Source organism: Diaphorobacter sp. LI3 (genome assembly GCF_022807955.1).
In the GTDB taxonomy this organism is placed as follows: Bacteria; Pseudomonadota; Gammaproteobacteria; order Burkholderiales; family Burkholderiaceae_C; genus Diaphorobacter; species Diaphorobacter nitroreducens.
Window position 1 is genome coordinate 3,373,537 of record NZ_CP094346.1, and the last position, 18,050, is coordinate 3,391,586.

The window sequence follows — 18,050 nt, forward strand, 5'->3', positions numbered from 1 at the left end:
ACGAGCTGCCCAGACGCGTCTGCGCAGCGATTGCAACGGCCCATCTGGCCGGTTTGCAGGCCCTCCCGCCCATTTCGGGCGCACGTATCCCTGGGCTCACGCATGATGCGCGTCCCACCAGCCGCCGATGCTGCCCATTCGCACAAGGTTGTAGGTGGCAAAGCACAGCAGCGCCTGGCCCGTGAGCTTGGCCTGACCGATCAGCTTGGTCTTTGCCAGACCACCGACGGTCTTGATCCAGCCAAAGGCCTCTTCGATGCGCTTGCGCACCTTCAGGCTGGTCTTGTAGCCCTCGTGCCGTGTCACTCGCGCATCCACCGCCGAGTGTTTGTCCTTGGCCGCCACGTGGGGCGTGACTTTGAGCTTTCTGCAGCCTTTGATGAAGGCCTTGCTGTCGTAGCCCTTGTCGGCACCGACCGTGGCCCGTTTGTTCCTGTTGCCCCGACGCTCCAACATGGCCAGCGCCGCCTCGCGCTCGGCCGTGCCGCTGGCGTGGGTGATCTCGACATCCACGATCAGCCCGTTGCGGTTCTCCATGAGGATGTGCCCCATGTGGCACAGGCGGGATTTGTCGCCCTGGCTCTTCTTGAACAGCCGGGCATCGGCGTCCGTGGTGCTCTCGTGGGTGTCGTTGCAGCGCTCCTGCCCCTTGAAGTCCACCTCGGGGTTGCGCCCAGGCGGCGTGCCGCTGTCGTCGTCTTTGCGCTTGAAGCTCTTGTGCGAGGCCCAGGCGTCAATGAGCGTGCCGTCCACGCTGAAGTGCTCGTCGCTGGCGAGCTTGCCCCACTGGGCACTGAGCTTGACGCGCTCGAAGAAGGCGCGGGCGAGGTCTTCGTTGAACAGACGTTCGCGGTTGGCGCTGAAAGTGGAGTGGTCCCAGACCTTGTCTTCGATGTTCAGGCCCACGAACCAGCGGTACAGCAGGTTGTAGTTGATCGCTTCGACCAACTGGCGCTCGCTGCGGATGGAGAACAGGATCTGCAGCAGCAAGGCCTTGAGCAGCATCTCCGGTGGCACCGATGGGCGGCCACGGCGGGCGTACACCGCTTCGAACTCGCGGTTCATGGTTGCCAGCAGCGCATCAACCACCGCGCGCAACTTGCGCAGCGGGTGTGCCTGCGGCACGCGCTCTTCAAGGCTGATGTAGCTGAACATCGCCCCCTGGAAATCTTGACTGCCTCTCATCGTCCTCGTCTGGGTCGTTCACCGATGGCTTCAGATCGTAGCGGCCAACGCGGGCGTCGGCGGGGGATTTTTCAACGGCCTGCTAGTATTTGCAGTAAAAAGTTTTAACCAGGCTCGCAGTAGGCCTATTGACGAACATCAACCGTCCCTCAGAATGCGCTCCCCCTCCTGATCGACGTTCTCAAATTGGCCACGGTAGACGGCCCACCACAGTCCCGCCAGTACAAACAGCACCAGTACGACGGAGAGCGGAATCAACAAATACAGGATGTCCATATATCAGACGACCTCCAAGGGCGTGCTCACGGCACGTGGTGCACCAGCGCAGTCGCCGGAACTCTCGTGGCTGAGCGGCTCCGGCAGGCGCGCCAGGCGGGCCGCGTTGAGCACGACGAGCAGTGAACTCAGCGCCATGCCCAGGCCCGCGAGCCAAGCCGGCATGTAGCCCGCAATCGCCAGGGGCACACACAGCGCGTTGTATGCAGCCGCCCACCACAGGTTCTGGCGGACGATGCGCAATGTGCGCCGCGCCAGCCAGAGCGCCTGCGCAACAAGGGCGAGATTTTCGCCCATAACCACGAAGTCGGACCGAGACTGGGCCAGGGGCACGGCGCGGCCGAACGCAAACGAGACATGCGCACCGGCCAGCACGGGGCCGTCGTTGAGCCCGTCGCCCACCATCGCCACATGGTGTCCTTGCGCCTGCAACGTCTGCAGATGCGCGAGCTTGTCCTGCGGGGTGCAGTCTCCCCGGGCCTGGCCGATGCCCGCCTGGGCAGCCACCCGTTGCACGGACTCGGCCCGGTCGCCGGACAGCAGCTCGACCGCCACGCCTTCGGCGCGCAGCCCGCGCACGGTCGCCGCGACCTCGGGGCGCAGTTGTTCGCTCAGCACGAACCGCGCGATTTCCACCGCCGCGCCTTCGCATTCCATCGACAGCACGACTTGCGGCCCCGCATCGCCGCCCACGGCAGGCACGCGGGCATGGGCCGCAGAGCCCAGGCGCAGAATCGTTTCCTGGGCGTGTGACGGTGACGATGCACGGGCCACCAGGCCTGCACCCGGCAGCTCCTGCACGGCATGGACCGTCCAGCCCGCGGGCGCCGCGGCAGACTGCGCGGCCGATGCCAGCGCGCGCGAGGCGGGATGCAGTGAATGCGCCGCCAGCGCCGAAGCCAGCGCCAGCGCCTCGCCCTCGCCCCAGCCGGCCCCTGGCGCCACATGTACGGCATGCAGCGCAAGCCCATCGCGGGTCAGCGTGCCCGTCTTGTCGAAGACCACCGTATCCACCGCGGCCAGGGCCTCCAGCCCTTGCAGGTTGCGCACCAGCACGCCCCTCCGCGCCAAGGTACCCGCAGCCGTCAGCATGGCCACCGGCGTGGCCAGAGACAGCGCGCAGGGGCACGTAACGATGAGCACCGCCACCGCCACCATCAGGGCGTGGCTGGGGTCGCTCGGCCACCACCACACTGCCGCCAGACCCGCGGCCAACAACACCGCCACCAGGAAAGGCCGGGCCACCCGATCCGCCAGCTGCGCCAGGCGGGGCTTTTGCAAAGACGCGCTCTCCATCAATGCCACGATCTGCCCAAAGCGCGTCTCACTGCCCAGCGCCAAAACCTCCACCGTGACCGGTGCGCGCAGGTTGTAGCTGCCCGCCGTCACGCGGCTGCCTTCGGGTCGGTCCACAGGCGTGGATTCACCGGTGAGCAGCGCCTCGTCGGCCTGGGTACCGCCTGAAAGGATGCGGCCATCCGCGGGAAAGGCCTCCCCCGGCAACACGCGCACCACGTCGCCGGCCTGCAGACGGCGCGTGGCCACGCGCGTGAAGCTACCGTCTTCCGCCCGCCGCTCCACGCTGTCGGGCAATCGGTTCACCACGGCTTCCAGCGCCCCTGCCGTGCGATCGCGCAGGCGCAGCTCCAGCCAGCGGCCCGTGAGCAGGAAAAAGACGAACATGGTCAGCGAGTCGTAGTAGACCTCGCGGCCAAAGGGGCCGGTCGGATCGAACGTGCCCGCCATGCTGACCACAAAGGTGATGAGCATGCCCAGCGCCACGGGCAGATCCATGCTGACCCGCCGCTGCCGGATATCGCGCAGCGCGCTGGAGAAGAATGGCCCGCAGGCGAACAGCACCACCGGCAGGCTGATGACCCAGGAGGCCCAGCGCAGCAGTTGTTCCATTTCCATGGTCAGGTCGCCGGGCATGGCTTGGTAGGCAGGCCATGCGTACATCATGACCTGCATCATGCAAAAACCCGCCACCAGCCAGCGCCACAGCGCCTTGCGGTTCTCGCGCTGGCGCTGCTCCCGCGCCAGCGCATCCAGGGCAGGCAGCGCGCGGTAACCGGCCTTCTGGACCGCGCCCATCCACTGCGACGGGCGCACCCGTCGCGGGTCCCATACCACGCGTGCGCGGCGGGTGGCGGCGCTCACGTCCGCTTCCGCCACGCCGGGCACACGCCGCAGGGCTTCCTCAATGGTCAGGGCGCAGGCGGCGCAGTGCATTCCGTCGAGCACCACATGCGACTCCCACGGCCCCGCCTGGGCATCCGCACCTGCGGGGGTGGATGTGCAGGGCTTGCCAAAGGCCGACCATTCCTGGGGGTCATCAAGCAGCGCGACCTCATCCGGTGCAGCCGTGGAGAGGGGCGACGCCCACGGGTCGGCATCAGGATTTGACATAGCCTCAAGACTATTCGGATTGCGCGAAGGACTCATTGACTTGAATCAAGACATAGACCACGAACTATCCTATGCTTTTACCGTTCTTAACGAAATGAGGAGCTGCACATGTACAAACGCATCCTGATCGCCACCGACGGTTCCCCCTTGTCGCAAAAGGCCGTGGAAAGCGGGCTCTCGCTGGCGGGGCTCACAGGTGCGTCGGTGGTCGCCTTGAAGGTCGTTCCCCGGTATCCGCGCAGCTATTTCGAAGGTGGCCTGCCCGTGGACGCCGCGGACATCAAGCGCATCGAGAAGCAGTGGGCGGATGCGGCCCAGGAACTGGTGGACAAGGTCAAGGTGCAGGGCACCAACGAAGGCGTAACCGTGAAGACCGTAGTCGCCAAGTCCGACCTGATCGCCGAAGCCGTGATCGCCGCCGCCAAGAAGCACAAGTGCGACCTGATCGTGATGGCCTCGCACGGCCGCAAGGGCATCAAGCGCCTGCTGCTGGGCAGCGAGACGCAGCACGTGCTGACGCACTCGCACATTCCGGTGCTGGTGCTGCGCTAAGCATCAAATCAGGCTCTAGCGCCCTACCATCAAGCGCTAGCAGCTATCATCTAAATAGCAAAGGGCGGCCCAGGCCGCCTTTTTGTATTGCAATGCCGCGCCGGCTCAGGCGAACAGCCCCTTGTACTGGTCGCGCAGCAGGTTCTTTTGCACCTTGCCCATGGTGTTGCGCGGCAGTTCGGTGGTGACGAAGCAGCGCTTGGGAATCTTGAAGTTGGCCAGTTGGCTCTTGAGCGATGCGATGACCGCGTCGCCATCCACCTTTGCGCCGGGCTTGGGGATGACCACCACCACGCCCACTTCGCCGAAGTCCGGGTGCGGCACGCCGACCACGGCGCTCTCGGCCACGCCGGGCATCTCGTTGACGTAGCCCTCGATCTCGGCCGGGTAGACGTTGTAGCCACCGCTGATGATCAGGTCCTTGCTGCGGCCCACGATGCTCACGTAGCCGCGCTCATCCACCTTGCCAACGTCGCCGGTCTTGAACCAGCCGTCGGCGCTGAATTCTTCCTTGGTCTTCTCGGGCATGCGCCAGTAGCCCTTGAACACGTTGGGGCCCTTGACCTGGATGTTGCCGATCTCGCCCACGGGCACCGGCTTGCCGGCATCGTCCACCACGCGCAGGCCCACGCCGGGCAGCGGAAAGCCCACGGTGGAGCCGCGGCGCTCGTCCTGCCCCCCATGGCGCGCGTCGGCCGCGTAGGGATTGCTGGTGAGCATGATGGTCTCACTCATGCCGTAGCGCTCCAGGATGGTGTGGCCCGTGCGGTCCTGCCATTCCTTGAAAGTCTCGATGAGCAGCGGCGCCGAGCCCGCGATGAACAGCCGCATGTGGCTGGCCGCGGTCCTGGTCAGCGCCGGCTCGGCCAGCATGCGCACGTAGAGCGTGGGCACACCCATGAACACCGTGGCGCGCGGCATGGCGGCGATCACCGCCTTGGGGTCGAACTTCGCCATCCAGATCATCTTGCTGCCATTGATCAGCGCACCATGGATGGCCACGAACAGGCCGTGCACGTGGAAGATGGGCAGCGCGTGGATCAGCACGTCGCCGGGCTTCCAGCCCCAGTAGTCCTTGAGCACCTGGGCATTGGACAGCAGGTTGCCATGCGTGAGCATCGCGCCCTTGCTGCGTCCCGTGGTGCCGCTGGTGTAGAGGATGGCAGCCAGGTCGTCAGCCTTGCGCGGGACGGAGCGGTGCTCGTCGCCGAAGTGTGCAGCGCGCTCCAGCAGGCTGCCGGTGCGGTCGTCGCCCAGCGTGAACACATGTTGCGTGCCGGCAGTAAAGGCAATCTTCGACACCCAGCCGAAGTTGCCCGGCGTGCAGACCACCACGGCCGGCTCGGCATTGCCGATGAAGTACTCGATCTCTGCACTCTGGTAGGCGGTGTTCAGCGGCAGGAACACGTAGCCGGCGCGCAGCGTGGCCAGGTACAGCAGCATGGCTTCGACCGACTTTTCCACCTGCACGGCGATGCGGCTGCCCTCGGGCAGCTTCAGCGATGCCAGCAGGTTGGCGATGCGGGCGCTGGCGCGGTCGAGGTCGCGCCAGGTGTAGAGCAGCGGCGCGCCCGCGGCCGAGGCGGCCTCGACGGCGGTCTGGTCCAGGTCAGCAGGAAAGGCGGCGCGCAGCGCGGAAAACAGGTTCTGGGAGGAGGAGCTCATGGTGGTGCACACACAAAGGAATCAGAAAACGGGAGCGCGCTTGGCCAGGAAGGCGTTGATGCCCTCGCGGTGTTCGGCGCTGTCGGCATAGGCGTAGGGGTCGGCCAGTGCGTTATCCGCTATCAAATCAGAAGCTGCTTGCGCTTGCTGATCGGGCGCTAGCGGCACATTTTTTCGTATAGCGCGCAAGGTCTGCTTGTTGAGCCGGGCCGCACCGGGCGCCAAGGCTGCGATGCGCAGCGCCGTGCCCAGGGCTTGCGCGTCCAGCTGCTCGGTGTCGACCACGCGGCTCAGAAAGCCCCGCTGCGCCATCTCGGCGGCGCTGAAGGTGGCCGCCTCCAACAGCATCTGGCGCGCCGTCACGTCGCCCACGGCGCCCGCCACCAAGGCGGCCTCGCGCGGCGCCATCGGAAAGCCCAGCTTGGCGATGGGCGCGCCGAAACGCGCGCCGGCAGCGGCAATGCGGATGTCGCAGCAGCTGGCGATCTCCACGCCCGCGCCCATGCAGGCGCCTGCGATGCGCGCGACGATGGGCACGTCGCAGTCCAGCATGGCCGCCAGCCCGCCCCAGACATCGCTCTCGTGGAAGTCGCGCAGCTGCGCGGGGTCGAAGCGAAAGGCGGGGTACTCGGAAATATCCCCCCCCGCACAGAACGCCTCCCCTGCCCCCTCGATGAGCACGCAGCGCACGCCATCGCTGCGCTGGATGTCCAGGAACACCGTGCGCAACTGGCGCCACATGGCGCGCGACATGGCGTTGAGCCGGCCCTCGTGGCGCAGCGTCACTCGCACCACGCCGCGGCCGGCGGCCTCTCCTGCGGCCATGGCCGCGACAACTTCACCTGGCATGCGATCGGACTCTCTTCGTGGGGGTGGAGGCGGCGCCACTGGAGGGGCGCCGCAGTGGGGGACTACATCACTCCAGCTTGGCGCCCGAGGCCTTCACCACCTGCGCCCAGCGCTTGATCTCGCTGCTGACCATCTTGGCGAAGTCCGCCTGCGACAGCGTGCCGAACTCCGCGCCGTTGCCGGCCCAGATGGCCTTGAGCTCCTCGGCCTGGCCAAGCTTGCGGATCTCCTCGACGATGCGCGCCTGCAGGTCGGCCGGCGTGCCCTTGGGTGCCCACAGGCCATACCAGGTGGACACGGTGTAGTCCGGCAGGCCCACCTCTGCCGCGCAGGGCACGTCGGGGAAGGCCGGGTTGCGCTTGGAGCCCGACACCATCAGCGCCTTGATGCGCCCGCCCTTGATGTGCGAGGCCGACGAGCCCAGGCCGTCGAACAGCATGTCCACGTTGCCGCCGATCAGGTCCTGCAGCGCAGGGCCCGCGCCGCGATAGGGGATGTGGGTGATGAAAGTCCCCGTCTGCAGCTTGAACAGCTCGCCCGCCAGGTGGTGCGAGGTGCCCGAGCCGGCCGACGCATAGTTCAGCTTGGCGGGATTGGCCTTCACGAAGTCCATGAACTGCTTCATGTTGGTGGCCGTCACGTTGCGCGGGTTCACCACCAGCACCTGCGGCACGTTGGCCACCAAGGCCAGCGGCACGAAGTCCTTTTCCAGGTCGTAGTCCAGCTTGGGGTACATGGACGGTGCAATCACATGGTGCACGCCACCCATGAACAGGTTGTAGCCATCGGCTGGCGCCTTGGCCGCTACGCTGGCACCCACGGTGCCGCCCGCGCCGCCGCGGTTGTCGATCACCAGCGTCTTGCCCGTGGATTTGGCGAACTGCGCAGCCAATGGGCGCGCAAAGGCATCCGTGCCTCCGCCTGCGGGGAACGGCACCACCATGTTGACCGGTTTGGTCGGCCAGCCGCTGGCGCCTTGCGCCCAGGCACCGCCCGTGGCCAGCGCCAGGCCCGCAGCGCCGGCTGCGCGCAGCATGTCACGACGTTGCAGCGCGGCGGTGGCGATCTGGCTCAAGTTCTCTCTCTCTCGCATGGCGTTGTCTCCTGTCTTTCTGTTGTGAAAAGGGTTGGTTGGCAGGTGCTCAGGCGCGGCGCGCCCGCTCGGCCAAGGCCGCCGAGGGCAGCTGGGCGCGAGCATACAAGGCCCGCCGCGCCCGCCGGCGCCGAGGCAGCGCGCCGTCAGTCACGGCACAGGCTGTCGATATCGCCCGACACGGGCACGCGCCCCTGCGCAAGCAGGCCGTGGTGCTTGTCGATGCGCTTGAGGTCATACAGGTAGTTGACCATCAGCCCGAAGGACTGCTTGAGCCCCTTGGCCGACGGGTCGCCCGCCCAGTTCAACCGCTCCACGCGCGCGCCATTGCCCAGGTGAAAGCGCGCCACCGGGTCCACCGGCTTGCCGTCGTGCAGCTCGCGTCCCAGGTAGCGCGCCGCGCACTGCATGAGCAGCTGGCGCACGGGTGATTTGGGCGGCAGCTCCAGCGCCTTGTCGGCCGCGGCCAGCACATGCGCGGCCTGCGGCGGCTCGAAGCCCACGGCGCGGCCCAGTTCGGCCAGGCGCTTCTCGTCGAGCTGCTCCAGCTGCGCGGCGCAGTTCTTGGACAGCCAGGAACGAAAGCCCGGGATCGGCGAGAGCGTGGCGAAGGTGCGCAGGCGCGGGAATTCCTGCGTGAGCGTCTCGGCCACGTGCTTGATGAGCGAATCGCCGAAGCTCACGCCGCGCAGCCCCGTCTGCGTGCTGCTGATCGAGTAGAAGATCGCCGTGGTGGCACGCTGGATGTCGGCGGCCTCGGCGGCCTCGTCCAGCAGCGGGGTGATGCTGGACGAAATCTCGTTGACCAGCGCCACCTCCACGAAGATCAGCGGCTCATTGGGCAGGCGGGGGTGAAAGAACCCGTAGCAGCGGCGGTCGCTGTCCAGTCGGTTCTTCAGGTCCGCCCAGCTGCGGATGTCGTGCACCGCCTCGTACTTGATGAGCTTTTCGATCAGTGAGGCGGGCGAATCCCACGACAGGCGCCTCAGTTCGAGGAACGCCACATCGAACCAGGTGGAGAACAATTGCTCCAGCTCCGCGTCCAGCGGCAGCAGGCGCTTGTCGCTCTTGAGCAGGGGCAGCAGCTCGGCGCGCAAGTCCACGAGGAAGCGCATGCCTTCCGGAAACACCGCAAAGCGCTGCAGCAGCCGTGTACGCGGCGACACCATGGCGCGGCGCAGGTGGGCTTCGGCCTGGGGCGCATCGTCGGTGCCGGCGGCGGCCTCGTAGCGCTGCTGGGCCGATTTGAAACGCGTGGCATCGGGCGCGAACTGCTCGCACATCAGCAACCACAGGTCGCGCCGCTCTTCGGGCGTGGCCTCGGCGTACCACGCGGCAATGGCCTGCGCGCGGCGCCCGCCTTCGATCTCGCTCACGCGCGGGGCCACCACTTCCTGCAGGTCGGTCAGCAACCGGCGCAGCACGCGGGGCGACAGCGCCTCGCCGCTCCTGCGCAGCGTGGCCTGCAAACGCTCGTGCGTGGAGCGTTCGGCCGCAGGCTTGGGCGGCGCGGCGCTTGCGCCGTCCTTGTCCTTGTTCTTGCTGGCGGCTTTGCTGTCTGCGGACCGCAGGCGGTCCACGTTGCGCGAGATCCAGGTGGAGGCGGCGTTCATGGTGTGATCCGTGAGGGGTGGTTGCGTGCAAGCTCGCGCAGCGCGTCGCGCTGCGCCAGAAGGTGGTTGCGCATGGCCTGCTCGGCCGCGGCGGCGTCGCCCTTTTGGAGTGCGGCGAACACCTGCCGGTGCTCCGACAGGCTCTGCTGCAGCCGGCCGGGCACCTGCAACGTCTGGTGCCGCGCCAGGCGCAGGATCTTGCGCAGGTCGCCGATCACCTGGGCCAGCCAGCGGTTGTCCGCCAGGGTGATGAAGGCCTCGTGGATGGCGTAGTTGGCTTCGTAGTATTCGGTGATGCGCCCCGCCTCGGCATGGTCCTGCAGGCGCTGGTGCAGCACCTGCAGCGCGTCGATGTCGGCGGGGCCTGCGTGCTCGGTGGCCTCATAGGCCGCACGGCCCTCCAGCAGCGCGATCACGGGGAAGATCTCCTGCAGATCGCGCTCCGTGATCTCGGCCACGAAGCAGCCGCGGCGCGGCTCATGGCGCAGCAGCCCTTCCGCCACCAGCACCTTGAGCGCCTCGCGCAGCGGCGTACGCGACACGGCCAGCCGCTCGCACAACGCCGCCTCGTCCACGAAGCTGCCCGGCGCCAGTTCGCCCGCAAAGATCTGCTGACGCAGCATCTCGGCGGCCTGGTGGTGCAGGGAATTGGCGGGCGGACGGCGCATGGTGAATGGGCGGCAGGCGTTATGCAGTCACGAATGGCACACAAGTGGTCGCGAAACTGCATCATTTCGCGTAATTTTCAATAATTATGAAAGCATGCCAAGCCGCCGGGATGGGGACTATCCCTAGCGGCGCATATTGACGCAACGCGGCAACACTCCGCCACCGCGCCGCCCGCAAGGAACAATCAAAAATGAGAGCTGCCAGCGCTTGCTGGACAAGCGCTGACGCCTTCTTTTATGCAAATCCCTCAGGAGCGTCCTGCCGCTGCGCCCAGACCCACATCGCCACCCCGGCCGCCACCATCGGGATGCACAGCCACTGGCCCATGCTCATGCCCAGCGACAACAGGCCCAGGAAGCTGTCGGGCTCACGGAAGTATTCGGCCGTGAAGCGCAGCACGCCATAGCCCACGAGGAACGCCGCCGCTACCTCGCCACGCTTGCGCGGCTGGCGCGCATACAGCCACAGCAGCACGAACAGCAGCAGGCCTTCGAGCAGGAACTGGTAGATCTGCGACGGATGGCGCGGCAGCATGGAGCCGCTTTGCGGGAACACCATGCCCCAGGGCAGATCCTGCGGCGCGAAGCGCCCCCACAGTTCGCCGTTGATGAAGTTGCCGATGCGCCCGGCCGCCAACCCCGTGGGCACGCACGGCGCTACGAAATCGGCCACCTGCAGCCAGGGCCTGCGGCGCGAATGCGCAAACCACAGCATGGAGCCGATCACGCCCAGCAACCCGCCGTGAAAGCTCATGCCGCCCTGCCACACGTAGAAGATCTCCAGCGGGTGGCTCAGGTAGTAGCCCGGCTTGTAGAACAGGCAGTACCCCAGCCGCCCGCCCACCACCACGCCCAGCACGCCCAGGAACAGGATGTCCTCCACGTCCTTGCGCGACCACGCCTGGTCGCCACGCAGGGATGCGTAGGGCTGGTGGCTCAGGCGGCGCATGCCCAGGAACATGAACAGCGCAAAACCGGCCAGATAGGTCAGGCCGTACCAGTGGATGGACAAAGGCCCGACCTGCAGGGCCACGGGGTCGATTTGGGGGTACATCAGCATGGCGGGCATTGTGCCGCAGGGCCGTGACACGCCCGCGCCCGTCCAACGCTGCCAGGATGAGAATGCGCCTGCGTACGGCCCGCATCCAGGGCGCCCATGCCCGGGAATTGACGGCCGCGATTGAACCGGCGCGCAAGGCGCCGGATACTCACGCCATCACCACCCCCATGAGAACAACAACATGCAAGGCCACCCGGAAGTCATCGACTGCCTCAAGGATCTGCTGCGCGGCGAGCTGGCCGCGCGTGACCAGTACTTCATCCACTCCCGCCAGTACGAGGACCAGGGCCTCACCCGCCTGTACGAGCGCATGGGTCACGAGATGGAGGAGGAAACCCAGCATGCCGACGCCATCCTGCGCCGCATCCTGATGCTGGGCGGGCGCCCCGACATGCGCCCGCACGACTTCACGCCCGGCGAGTCCGCGCAGGAGATGTTGCGTAAGGACCTGGACACCGAATACACCGTACAGGCCCGCTTGAAGGCCGCGATGGCCCTGTGCGAATCCCACCGCGACTACGTGAGCCGCGACATGTTGCTGGCCCAGCTGCGCGACACCGAGGAAGACCACGCCTACTGGCTGGAAAAGCAGCTCGGCCTGATCGAGAAGATCGGCCTGCCCAACTACCTGCAAACCCAGGCGGGCGGCCCTTCGGGCTCGTGAGGCTGCGGCGCTCTCAGGCGCCGGCCGGCACGTTGACCATGGTGGCCTGCATCAACGCCACCACCTTGTAGTCGGGCCCGTCGCCCGTGTACGCGCGCACTTCGCCGGTGCACACGGTGAGCATGCGCCCGGCGTTTTGCACCTTGCCCACGGCCAGGAAGCGCGTACCCATGGCGGGCCGCATGAAGTTGGTCTTGAATTCCGCCGTGACGATCTCGCAGCCGGGGGGCGAGCGGGTCAGCGCCGCGTAGCCGCAGGCGCTGTCCACGATGCTGGTGATGGCCCCGGCGTGCACGAAGCCCTGCTGCTGCGACAGGTGGATGGAGAACGGCATCTCGATATGCACCTCGCCCTCGGCCACCAGCGCCAGGCGGGCGCCGAGGGTGGCCATCAAACCTTGTGCCGCGAAGCTGGCTGCGATGCGTTGCTGGAACTCGTTCATGGGCGATGGCATTCCGTTGCTACAACAAAAAGAGCTGTTGGCGCTGGCCGCACGGTCATTTGAAGCTCAAACGCACCTGTAAATTGCTTCCGTCCAGCGCGAGCAGCTCATAAATCAGGAGCGCACACCCGGCATGGGCGTGCACCGCACCACGTCAGTCCAGCAGCGACACGTCGCGCACCGCGCCCTTGTCGGCCGACGTCACGAGCTTGGCATAGGCCTTGAGCGCGGCCGAGACCTTGCGCGGACGTGGCTGGGCGGGCTTCCAGCCCTTGGCGTCCTGCTCGGCGCGGCGCTGGGCCAACTCCTCGTCGCTCACCAGTACGTTGATGGTGCGGTTGGGAATGTCGATGCGGATGCGGTCGCCGTCGCGCACCAGGCCGATCGCGCCGCCGGCTGCCGCCTCGGGCGAGCAGTGGCCGATGGACAGGCCCGAGGTGCCGCCAGAGAAGCGCCCGTCGGTCAGCAGCGCGCATGCCTTGCCCAGGCCCTTGGATTTGATGTAGCTCGTGGGGTAGAGCATTTCCTGCATGCCGGGGCCGCCCTTGGGGCCCTCGTAGCGCACCACCACCACGTCGCCGGACTTGACCTTGTCGGCCAGGATGTTCTCCACCGCCTCGTCCTGGCTTTCGACCACATGCGCCGGGCCTTCAAAGACCAGGATGGATTCATGAACGCCCGCGGTCTTGACCACGCAGCCGTCCTTGGCGATGTTGCCGGTGAGCACCGCCAGGCCGCCTTCCTTGCTGAAGGCGTGCTCCGTGGAGCGGATACAGCCCGCGGCGCGGTCCAGGTCCAGGCTCGGCCAGCGCACGCTCTGGCTGAAGGCCACTTGCGTGGGCACGCCGCCGGGGCCGGCCTTGTAGAACGTCTGGACTGCCTCGTCCTGCGTGCGCGTCACGTCCCACTGCGCCAGCGCCTCGCCCAGTGTGGGTGCGTGGATGGTGGGCACGTCGGTGTGCAGCTTGCCCGCACGCTCCAGCTCGCCCAGGATGGCGAAGATGCCGCCGGCGCGGTGCACGTCCTCGATGTGGTACTTGTCGGTGTTGGGTGCCACCTTGCACAGCTGCGGCACGCTGCGCGACAGGCGGTCGATGTCGGCCATGCTGAAGTCGATGCCGGCCTCCTGCGCGATCGCCAGCAGGTGCAGGATGGTGTTGGTGGAGCCGCCCATGGCGATGTCCAGCGTCATCGCGTTCTCGAACGCCTTGAAGCCCACCGAGCGCGGCAGGATGCGCTCATCGTCCTGCTCATAGTGCTGGCGCGCCAGCTCCACGATGCGGCGGCCCGCGCGCTTGAACAGCTGCTCGCGGTCGGCGTGCGTGGCCACCACGGTGCCGTTGCCGGGCAGGGACAGGCCCAGCGCCTCGGTCAGGCAGTTCATGGAGTTGGCGGTGAACATGCCCGAGCAGGAGCCGCAGGTGGGGCAGGCATTGCGCTCGGCCTCGGCCAGGTCGGCGTCGCTCACCTTGTCGTCAGCAGCCATCACCATGGCGTCGATCAGGTCCAGCTTCTTGATCTGGATGGTGCTGGTGCCGGGCACGGTCTGCTGCACCTTACCGGCCTCCATGGGGCCGCCGGAGACGAAGATCACCGGGATGTTCAGCCGCATGGCGGCCATGAGCATGCCGGGGGTGATCTTGTCGCAGTTGCTGATGCAGACCATGGCGTCGGCACAGTGCGCGTTCACCATGTATTCCACGCTGTCGGCAATGATGTCGCGGCTGGGCAGCGAATACAGCATGCCGTCGTGGCCCATGGCGATGCCGTCATCCACGGCGATGGTGTTGAACTCCTTGGCCACGCCGCCGGCGGCCTCGATCTCGCGCGCCACGAGCTGGCCCAGGTCTTTCAGGTGCACATGGCCGGGCACGAACTGGGTGAACGAGTTGACCACCGCGATGATGGGCTTGGAGAAATCGGCGTCTTTCATGCCGGTGGCGCGCCACAGGGAGCGGGCCCCTGCCATGTTGCGGCCGGCGGTGGAGGTCTTGGAACGGTATGCGGGCATCGTGGTTGCGGGAGATGAGTGGCTCAGGAAAGTCGATGGGCCCGTGCGCTTGGGGGCCTGCGCGCGCCGCAGCGGAAACCTCTTGAGCCCCGCCCTAGGCAAAACCGTTTGATTATGTCGTAGCCCCGGTACCCACGTTGGCGCCCTGGCCCCGCATTCACCCGCATGGACAGCCGCTGCGGCGGCGTCCACACTCGGCCGTCTCGCCACCGCAGAAGCAGGACCCGCCATGACCGACCCGCTGCCGCTGAACCGCCGCTCCGCCCACATCACCCAGGGCAAGGCGCGCGCGCCCAACCGCTCCATGTTCTACGGCATGGGCTACCAGGAGGGTGACTTCGCCAAGCCCATGGTGGGCGTGGCCAACGGGCACAGCACCATCACGCCCTGCAACAGCGGCCTGCAACGCCTGGCCGACGCGGCCATCGCAGGCATCGAGGAAGCGGGCGGCAACGCCCAGGTCTTCGGCACGCCCACCATCAGCGACGGCATGGCCATGGGTACCGAGGGCATGAAGTACAGCCTGGTGAGCCGCGAGGTGATTGCCGACTGCGTCGAGACCTGCGTGCAGGGCCAGTGGATGGACGGCGTGGTCGTCATCGGCGGCTGCGACAAGAACATGCCCGGCGGCCTGATGGGCATGCTGCGCGCCAACGTACCGGCGATCTACGTGTATGGCGGCACCATCCTGCCGGGCCGCTGGCAGGGGCAAGACCTGAACATCGTGAGCGTGTTCGAAGCCGTGGGCCAGAACGCCGCGGGCAGGATGACCGACCAGGAACTCAAGGACATCGAGCAGCACGCCATCCCGGGCACGGGCTCGTGCGGCGGCATGTACACGGCCAACACCATGTCCTCGGCCTTCGAGGCGCTGGGCATGAGCCTGCCCTACTCCTCCACCATGGCCAATCCGCACGACGAGAAAATGAACTCGGCCCGCGAATCCGCCCGGGTGCTGATCGAGGCCATCCGCAAGGACTTGAAGCCACGCGACATCGTCACGCGCAAGGCCATCGAGAACGCCGTGGCCGTGATCATGGCCACGGGCGGCTCCACCAACGCGGTGCTGCACTTCCTGGCGATCGCGCACGCGGCGGGTGTGGAGTGGTCCATCGACGACTTCGAGCGCATGCGCAAGAAGGTCCCCGTGATCTGCGACCTCAAGCCCAGCGGTCGGTACCTGGCCGTCGACCTGCACCGCGCGGGCGGCATTCCCCAGGTGATGAAGGTGCTGCTGAATGCCGGCCTGTTGCACGGCGACTGCATGACCATCACCGGCAAAACCATCGCCGAAACCCTGGCCGATGTACCCGACGCGCCACGGCCGGACCAGGACGTGATTCGCCCGATCGACAAGGCGCTGTACCGCGAGGGGCACCTCGCCATCCTCAAGGGCAACCTGAGTCCCGAAGGCGCCGTGGCCAAGATCACCGGGCTGAAGAACCCTGTCATCACCGGGCCCGCGCGTGTGTTCGACGACGAGCAGTCGGCGCTGCAGGCCATCCTGGACGGCAGGATCGTCGCAGGCGACGTGATGGTGCTGCGCTACCTCGGCCCCAAGGGTGGCCCGGGCATGCCGGAGATGCTGGCCCCCACGGGCGCGCTGATCGGTGCGGGCCTGGGCGAGAGCGTGGGCTTGATCACCGACGGGCGCTTCTCGGGCGGCACCTGGGGCATGGTGGTGGGCCACGTCGCGCCCGAGGCTGCTGCGGGGGGCACTATTGCGCTGGTGCATGAGGGCGACACGATCTCCATCGACGCCCACCAACTGCTGCTGCAGCTGCACGTGGACGACGCCACGCTGGCACAGCGCCGCGCCGCCTGGCAGCCACCCACGCCGCGCTACATGCGGGGCGTGCAAGCCAAGTTTGCCTTCAACGCCTCCAGCGCCAGCAAGGGTGCGGTGCTGGATGACTTTTCATGAAAAATGCCGCCAACGCTTATCCAATAAGCGCCAGCAGCTATCAAAACAGGATCATTGCTGCGCCATCACCGCCCAAGAAAAACCCGCAGGGCGCGTGCACCGCTGCGGGTTGTCTGGACAGGGAAGAGGCCCTCAGCGCGGTCGGCGCGGACCCATGCCCATGGATTCCTTCTGTTTGTTGATGCGGTCCTTGCGGCGCTGGTCCATCTTTTCCATGGCCTTGCGCTTGGTGTAGCCGGTGGCATCCGCCCAGGCCCACCAGGCCGCAGCTACCGCAAAAGGAGACAACACCCACCACCATGACCAATTCGCCACAGGGCCGATCTCCAGATATTTGAGAAGTATCAACAAGATGCCTAAAAGCAGCGCATACATGGTCACATCCTTTGGTGCCGCGCGAGCTTTGGCCTGGAGCCCGTCAACGGCGAACACTACAATCCCATTGAAGGCTAAATGTACCCCAACCCTAGAGGAAACCCCGCGATGAAGCGCACACTGATCACCCTCGCCATGACGCTGTCGGTTGCAGCCCCTGCATTCGCCGACCAGGCCCTGGCAACCTCCAAGAACTGCATGGCTTGCCACGCCGTGGACAAGAAGCTGGTGGGCCCGTCCTACAAGGACGTTGCCGCCAAATACGCGGGCCAAGCAGGCGCCGCAGACAAGCTGGCCGAGAAGATCATGAAGGGAAGTTCCGGCGTGTGGGGCCCCGTGCCCATGCCCGCCAACGCCCAGGTGAACGCCGCCGACGCCAAGAAGCTGGCGACCTGGGTCCTGTCGCTCAAGTAATCCAGAGGGGAAAGCGCCTTCGCGGCGCGCCCTGCAAAAAGGCCGCAGCGCTCACGCCCTGCGGCCTTTTTTATGGCGCAAGGGCCGTCAGAGCCTGAGTTCCGGCTCGGTGCGCACCGGCGGCACGGGCTGCACGGCTTTCGGCTCGCCCCGGCGGTGCAATTGGTCTTCCAACTGTCCCACGTAGGCGGCAGTGATGTTGTCCGATTCCTGCGCCCGCGCGCTCAGGCGCGCCTCCAGCGCGTCCAGGCGCGCCATCAGGGCGTCGTAGCCCGTGCGGTGCTGGGTTTCCAGGAACTGGCGCAGCTCCGTGAAACGCGATGCCTCCGCCCGGTCGGCCAGCTCGCGCTGCGCCGCCATCTCCTTGGCATGGCGGCGCGTTTCCATGAGCACAGAGCCCTGCAGCGTCAGCACATAGGCCAAGAAAAAGGCCCCCAGCAGGACGGTCAGCCCCAGCATGACGAGCCCCAGGGGCGCCTGCACCGTGGCCACGCCCAATGAAACGACGGTAGGCACCGAGAGCGTCGCCCAATTGAGTGCTGCCAACGCACCGATGGCCACGACGATCAATAGAAGGATGAGGGTTTTGAGCTTCATGCAAGGGACTCCTGATGGCCAGCTGGACCGCTATCTGTTTTCAACCCACGGGATGTGCGGCCAATGCGCGGGTTGTACCCCATGGCGGCATGCCCGTCATGGCCCAACCCGGTATTTGCGCCCTGCTCCTACAACGCCAGGGTTCAAAGCTGCTTCGCCCGAAACGAAAAAGCCGCCTGGCAAGAAGCGGCTTGGGTCTGCAAAGTCTGAACGCCGACGCCTCGCGGCACCCCTTCACCCGCTGGGCTGGGCC

Annotated in this window: 17 protein-coding genes; 4 read left to right on the forward strand and 13 right to left on the reverse strand. The window is 66.7% G+C overall.

The features are described from left to right. Positions 1–96: 96 nt before the first annotated feature. From MRB47_RS15775 to MRB47_RS15785, 3 genes are all read right to left on the reverse strand, one after another. Complete coding sequence (locus tag MRB47_RS15775; RefSeq protein WP_011803559.1) at positions 97–1,185, reverse strand: IS5-like element ISDisp1 family transposase; 1,089 nt, start codon at positions 1,183–1,185, stop codon at positions 97–99. 138 nt (positions 1,186–1,323) lie between these two features. Further along, positions 1,324–1,461 carry a cbb3-type cytochrome oxidase assembly protein CcoS gene (gene ccoS, locus MRB47_RS15780; protein ID WP_011804518.1) on the reverse strand — a complete coding sequence of 46 codons (138 nt, stop codon included), beginning with the start codon at positions 1,459–1,461 and terminating at the stop codon, positions 1,324–1,326. Between the two features lie 3 nt (positions 1,462–1,464). Continuing rightward, positions 1,465–3,870, reverse strand: a complete 2,406-nt coding sequence (locus MRB47_RS15785; protein ID WP_252101166.1) for a heavy metal translocating P-type ATPase — start codon at positions 3,868–3,870, stop codon at positions 1,465–1,467. A gap of 108 nt (positions 3,871–3,978) precedes the next feature. On the opposite strand from MRB47_RS15785, the gene MRB47_RS15790 reads away from it, so the two are divergent. Continuing rightward, on the forward strand, positions 3,979–4,422 hold the full coding sequence (locus tag MRB47_RS15790) for a universal stress protein (RefSeq protein ID WP_252101167.1): 444 nt from the start codon (positions 3,979–3,981) through the stop codon (positions 4,420–4,422). A gap of 105 nt (positions 4,423–4,527) precedes the next feature. Here the strand turns inward: MRB47_RS15790 and MRB47_RS15795 are convergent, their stop codons facing one another. The 6 genes from MRB47_RS15795 to lgt all read right to left on the reverse strand — a co-directional run bounded on the left by MRB47_RS15795 (position 4,528) and on the right by lgt (position 11,370). After that, on the reverse strand, positions 4,528–6,087 hold the full coding sequence (locus MRB47_RS15795; RefSeq protein ID WP_252101168.1) for a malonate--CoA ligase: 1,560 nt from the start codon (positions 6,085–6,087) through the stop codon (positions 4,528–4,530). Between the two features lie 21 nt (positions 6,088–6,108). Beyond that, positions 6,109–6,936: an enoyl-CoA hydratase/isomerase family protein gene (locus MRB47_RS15800; protein WP_252101169.1), complete on the reverse strand. Its 828-nt coding sequence runs from the start codon at positions 6,934–6,936 to the stop codon at positions 6,109–6,111. Positions 6,937–7,003: 67 nt separating this feature from the next. After that, positions 7,004–8,029 (reverse strand): Bug family tripartite tricarboxylate transporter substrate binding protein, encoded by a 1,026-nt coding sequence (locus MRB47_RS15805; RefSeq protein ID WP_088887419.1) that lies wholly within the window; start codon positions 8,027–8,029, stop codon positions 7,004–7,006. A 146-nt stretch (positions 8,030–8,175) separates the two neighbouring features. Continuing rightward, a complete protein-coding gene (locus MRB47_RS15810; protein WP_252101170.1) occupies positions 8,176–9,642 on the reverse strand; it encodes a malonyl-CoA decarboxylase in 1,467 nt (488 codons plus the stop codon). Then, positions 9,639–10,310: a GntR family transcriptional regulator gene (locus tag MRB47_RS15815; RefSeq protein ID WP_011804511.1), complete on the reverse strand. Its 672-nt coding sequence runs from the start codon at positions 10,308–10,310 to the stop codon at positions 9,639–9,641. The genes MRB47_RS15810 and MRB47_RS15815 overlap by 4 nt, the downstream gene beginning before the upstream one ends. A gap of 235 nt (positions 10,311–10,545) precedes the next feature. Then, complete coding sequence (lgt, locus tag MRB47_RS15820) at positions 10,546–11,370, reverse strand: prolipoprotein diacylglyceryl transferase (protein WP_172206531.1); 825 nt, start codon at positions 11,368–11,370, stop codon at positions 10,546–10,548. 181 nt (positions 11,371–11,551) lie between these two features. Between lgt and bfr the strand changes: the two genes are divergently transcribed. Further along, positions 11,552–12,034, forward strand: a complete 483-nt coding sequence (bfr, locus tag MRB47_RS15825; protein WP_011804509.1) for a bacterioferritin — start codon at positions 11,552–11,554, stop codon at positions 12,032–12,034. A 13-nt stretch (positions 12,035–12,047) separates the two neighbouring features. Here the strand turns inward: bfr and MRB47_RS15830 are convergent, their stop codons facing one another. Continuing rightward, on the reverse strand, positions 12,048–12,476 hold the full coding sequence (locus MRB47_RS15830) for a PaaI family thioesterase (protein WP_252101171.1): 429 nt from the start codon (positions 12,474–12,476) through the stop codon (positions 12,048–12,050). Positions 12,477–12,630: 154 nt separating this feature from the next. Next, positions 12,631–14,487: a dihydroxy-acid dehydratase gene (gene ilvD / locus MRB47_RS15835; RefSeq protein WP_252101172.1), complete on the reverse strand. Its 1,857-nt coding sequence runs from the start codon at positions 14,485–14,487 to the stop codon at positions 12,631–12,633. A gap of 229 nt (positions 14,488–14,716) precedes the next feature. Between ilvD (MRB47_RS15835) and ilvD (MRB47_RS15840) the strand changes: the two genes are divergently transcribed. Continuing rightward, the gene (ilvD, locus tag MRB47_RS15840) at positions 14,717–16,411 is read left to right on the forward strand and encodes a dihydroxy-acid dehydratase (RefSeq protein ID WP_252101173.1); all 1,695 of its coding nucleotides are present in this window, start codon (positions 14,717–14,719) and stop codon (positions 16,409–16,411) included. A gap of 132 nt (positions 16,412–16,543) precedes the next feature. Here ilvD (MRB47_RS15840) and MRB47_RS15845 read toward each other — a convergent pair whose 3' ends face one another. Further along, on the reverse strand, positions 16,544–16,786 hold the full coding sequence (locus MRB47_RS15845) for a TIGR04438 family Trp-rich protein (RefSeq protein ID WP_011804505.1): 243 nt from the start codon (positions 16,784–16,786) through the stop codon (positions 16,544–16,546). A gap of 108 nt (positions 16,787–16,894) precedes the next feature. Here MRB47_RS15845 and MRB47_RS15850 point away from each other — a divergent pair, with 108 nt between their 5' ends. After that, the gene (locus MRB47_RS15850) at positions 16,895–17,200 is read left to right on the forward strand and encodes a c-type cytochrome (protein WP_011804504.1); all 306 of its coding nucleotides are present in this window, start codon (positions 16,895–16,897) and stop codon (positions 17,198–17,200) included. A gap of 87 nt (positions 17,201–17,287) precedes the next feature. Here the strand turns inward: MRB47_RS15850 and MRB47_RS15855 are convergent, their stop codons facing one another. After that, on the reverse strand, positions 17,288–17,797 hold the full coding sequence (locus MRB47_RS15855; RefSeq protein ID WP_252101174.1) for a LapA family protein: 510 nt from the start codon (positions 17,795–17,797) through the stop codon (positions 17,288–17,290). Between the last annotated feature and the right edge of the window lie 253 nt (positions 17,798–18,050).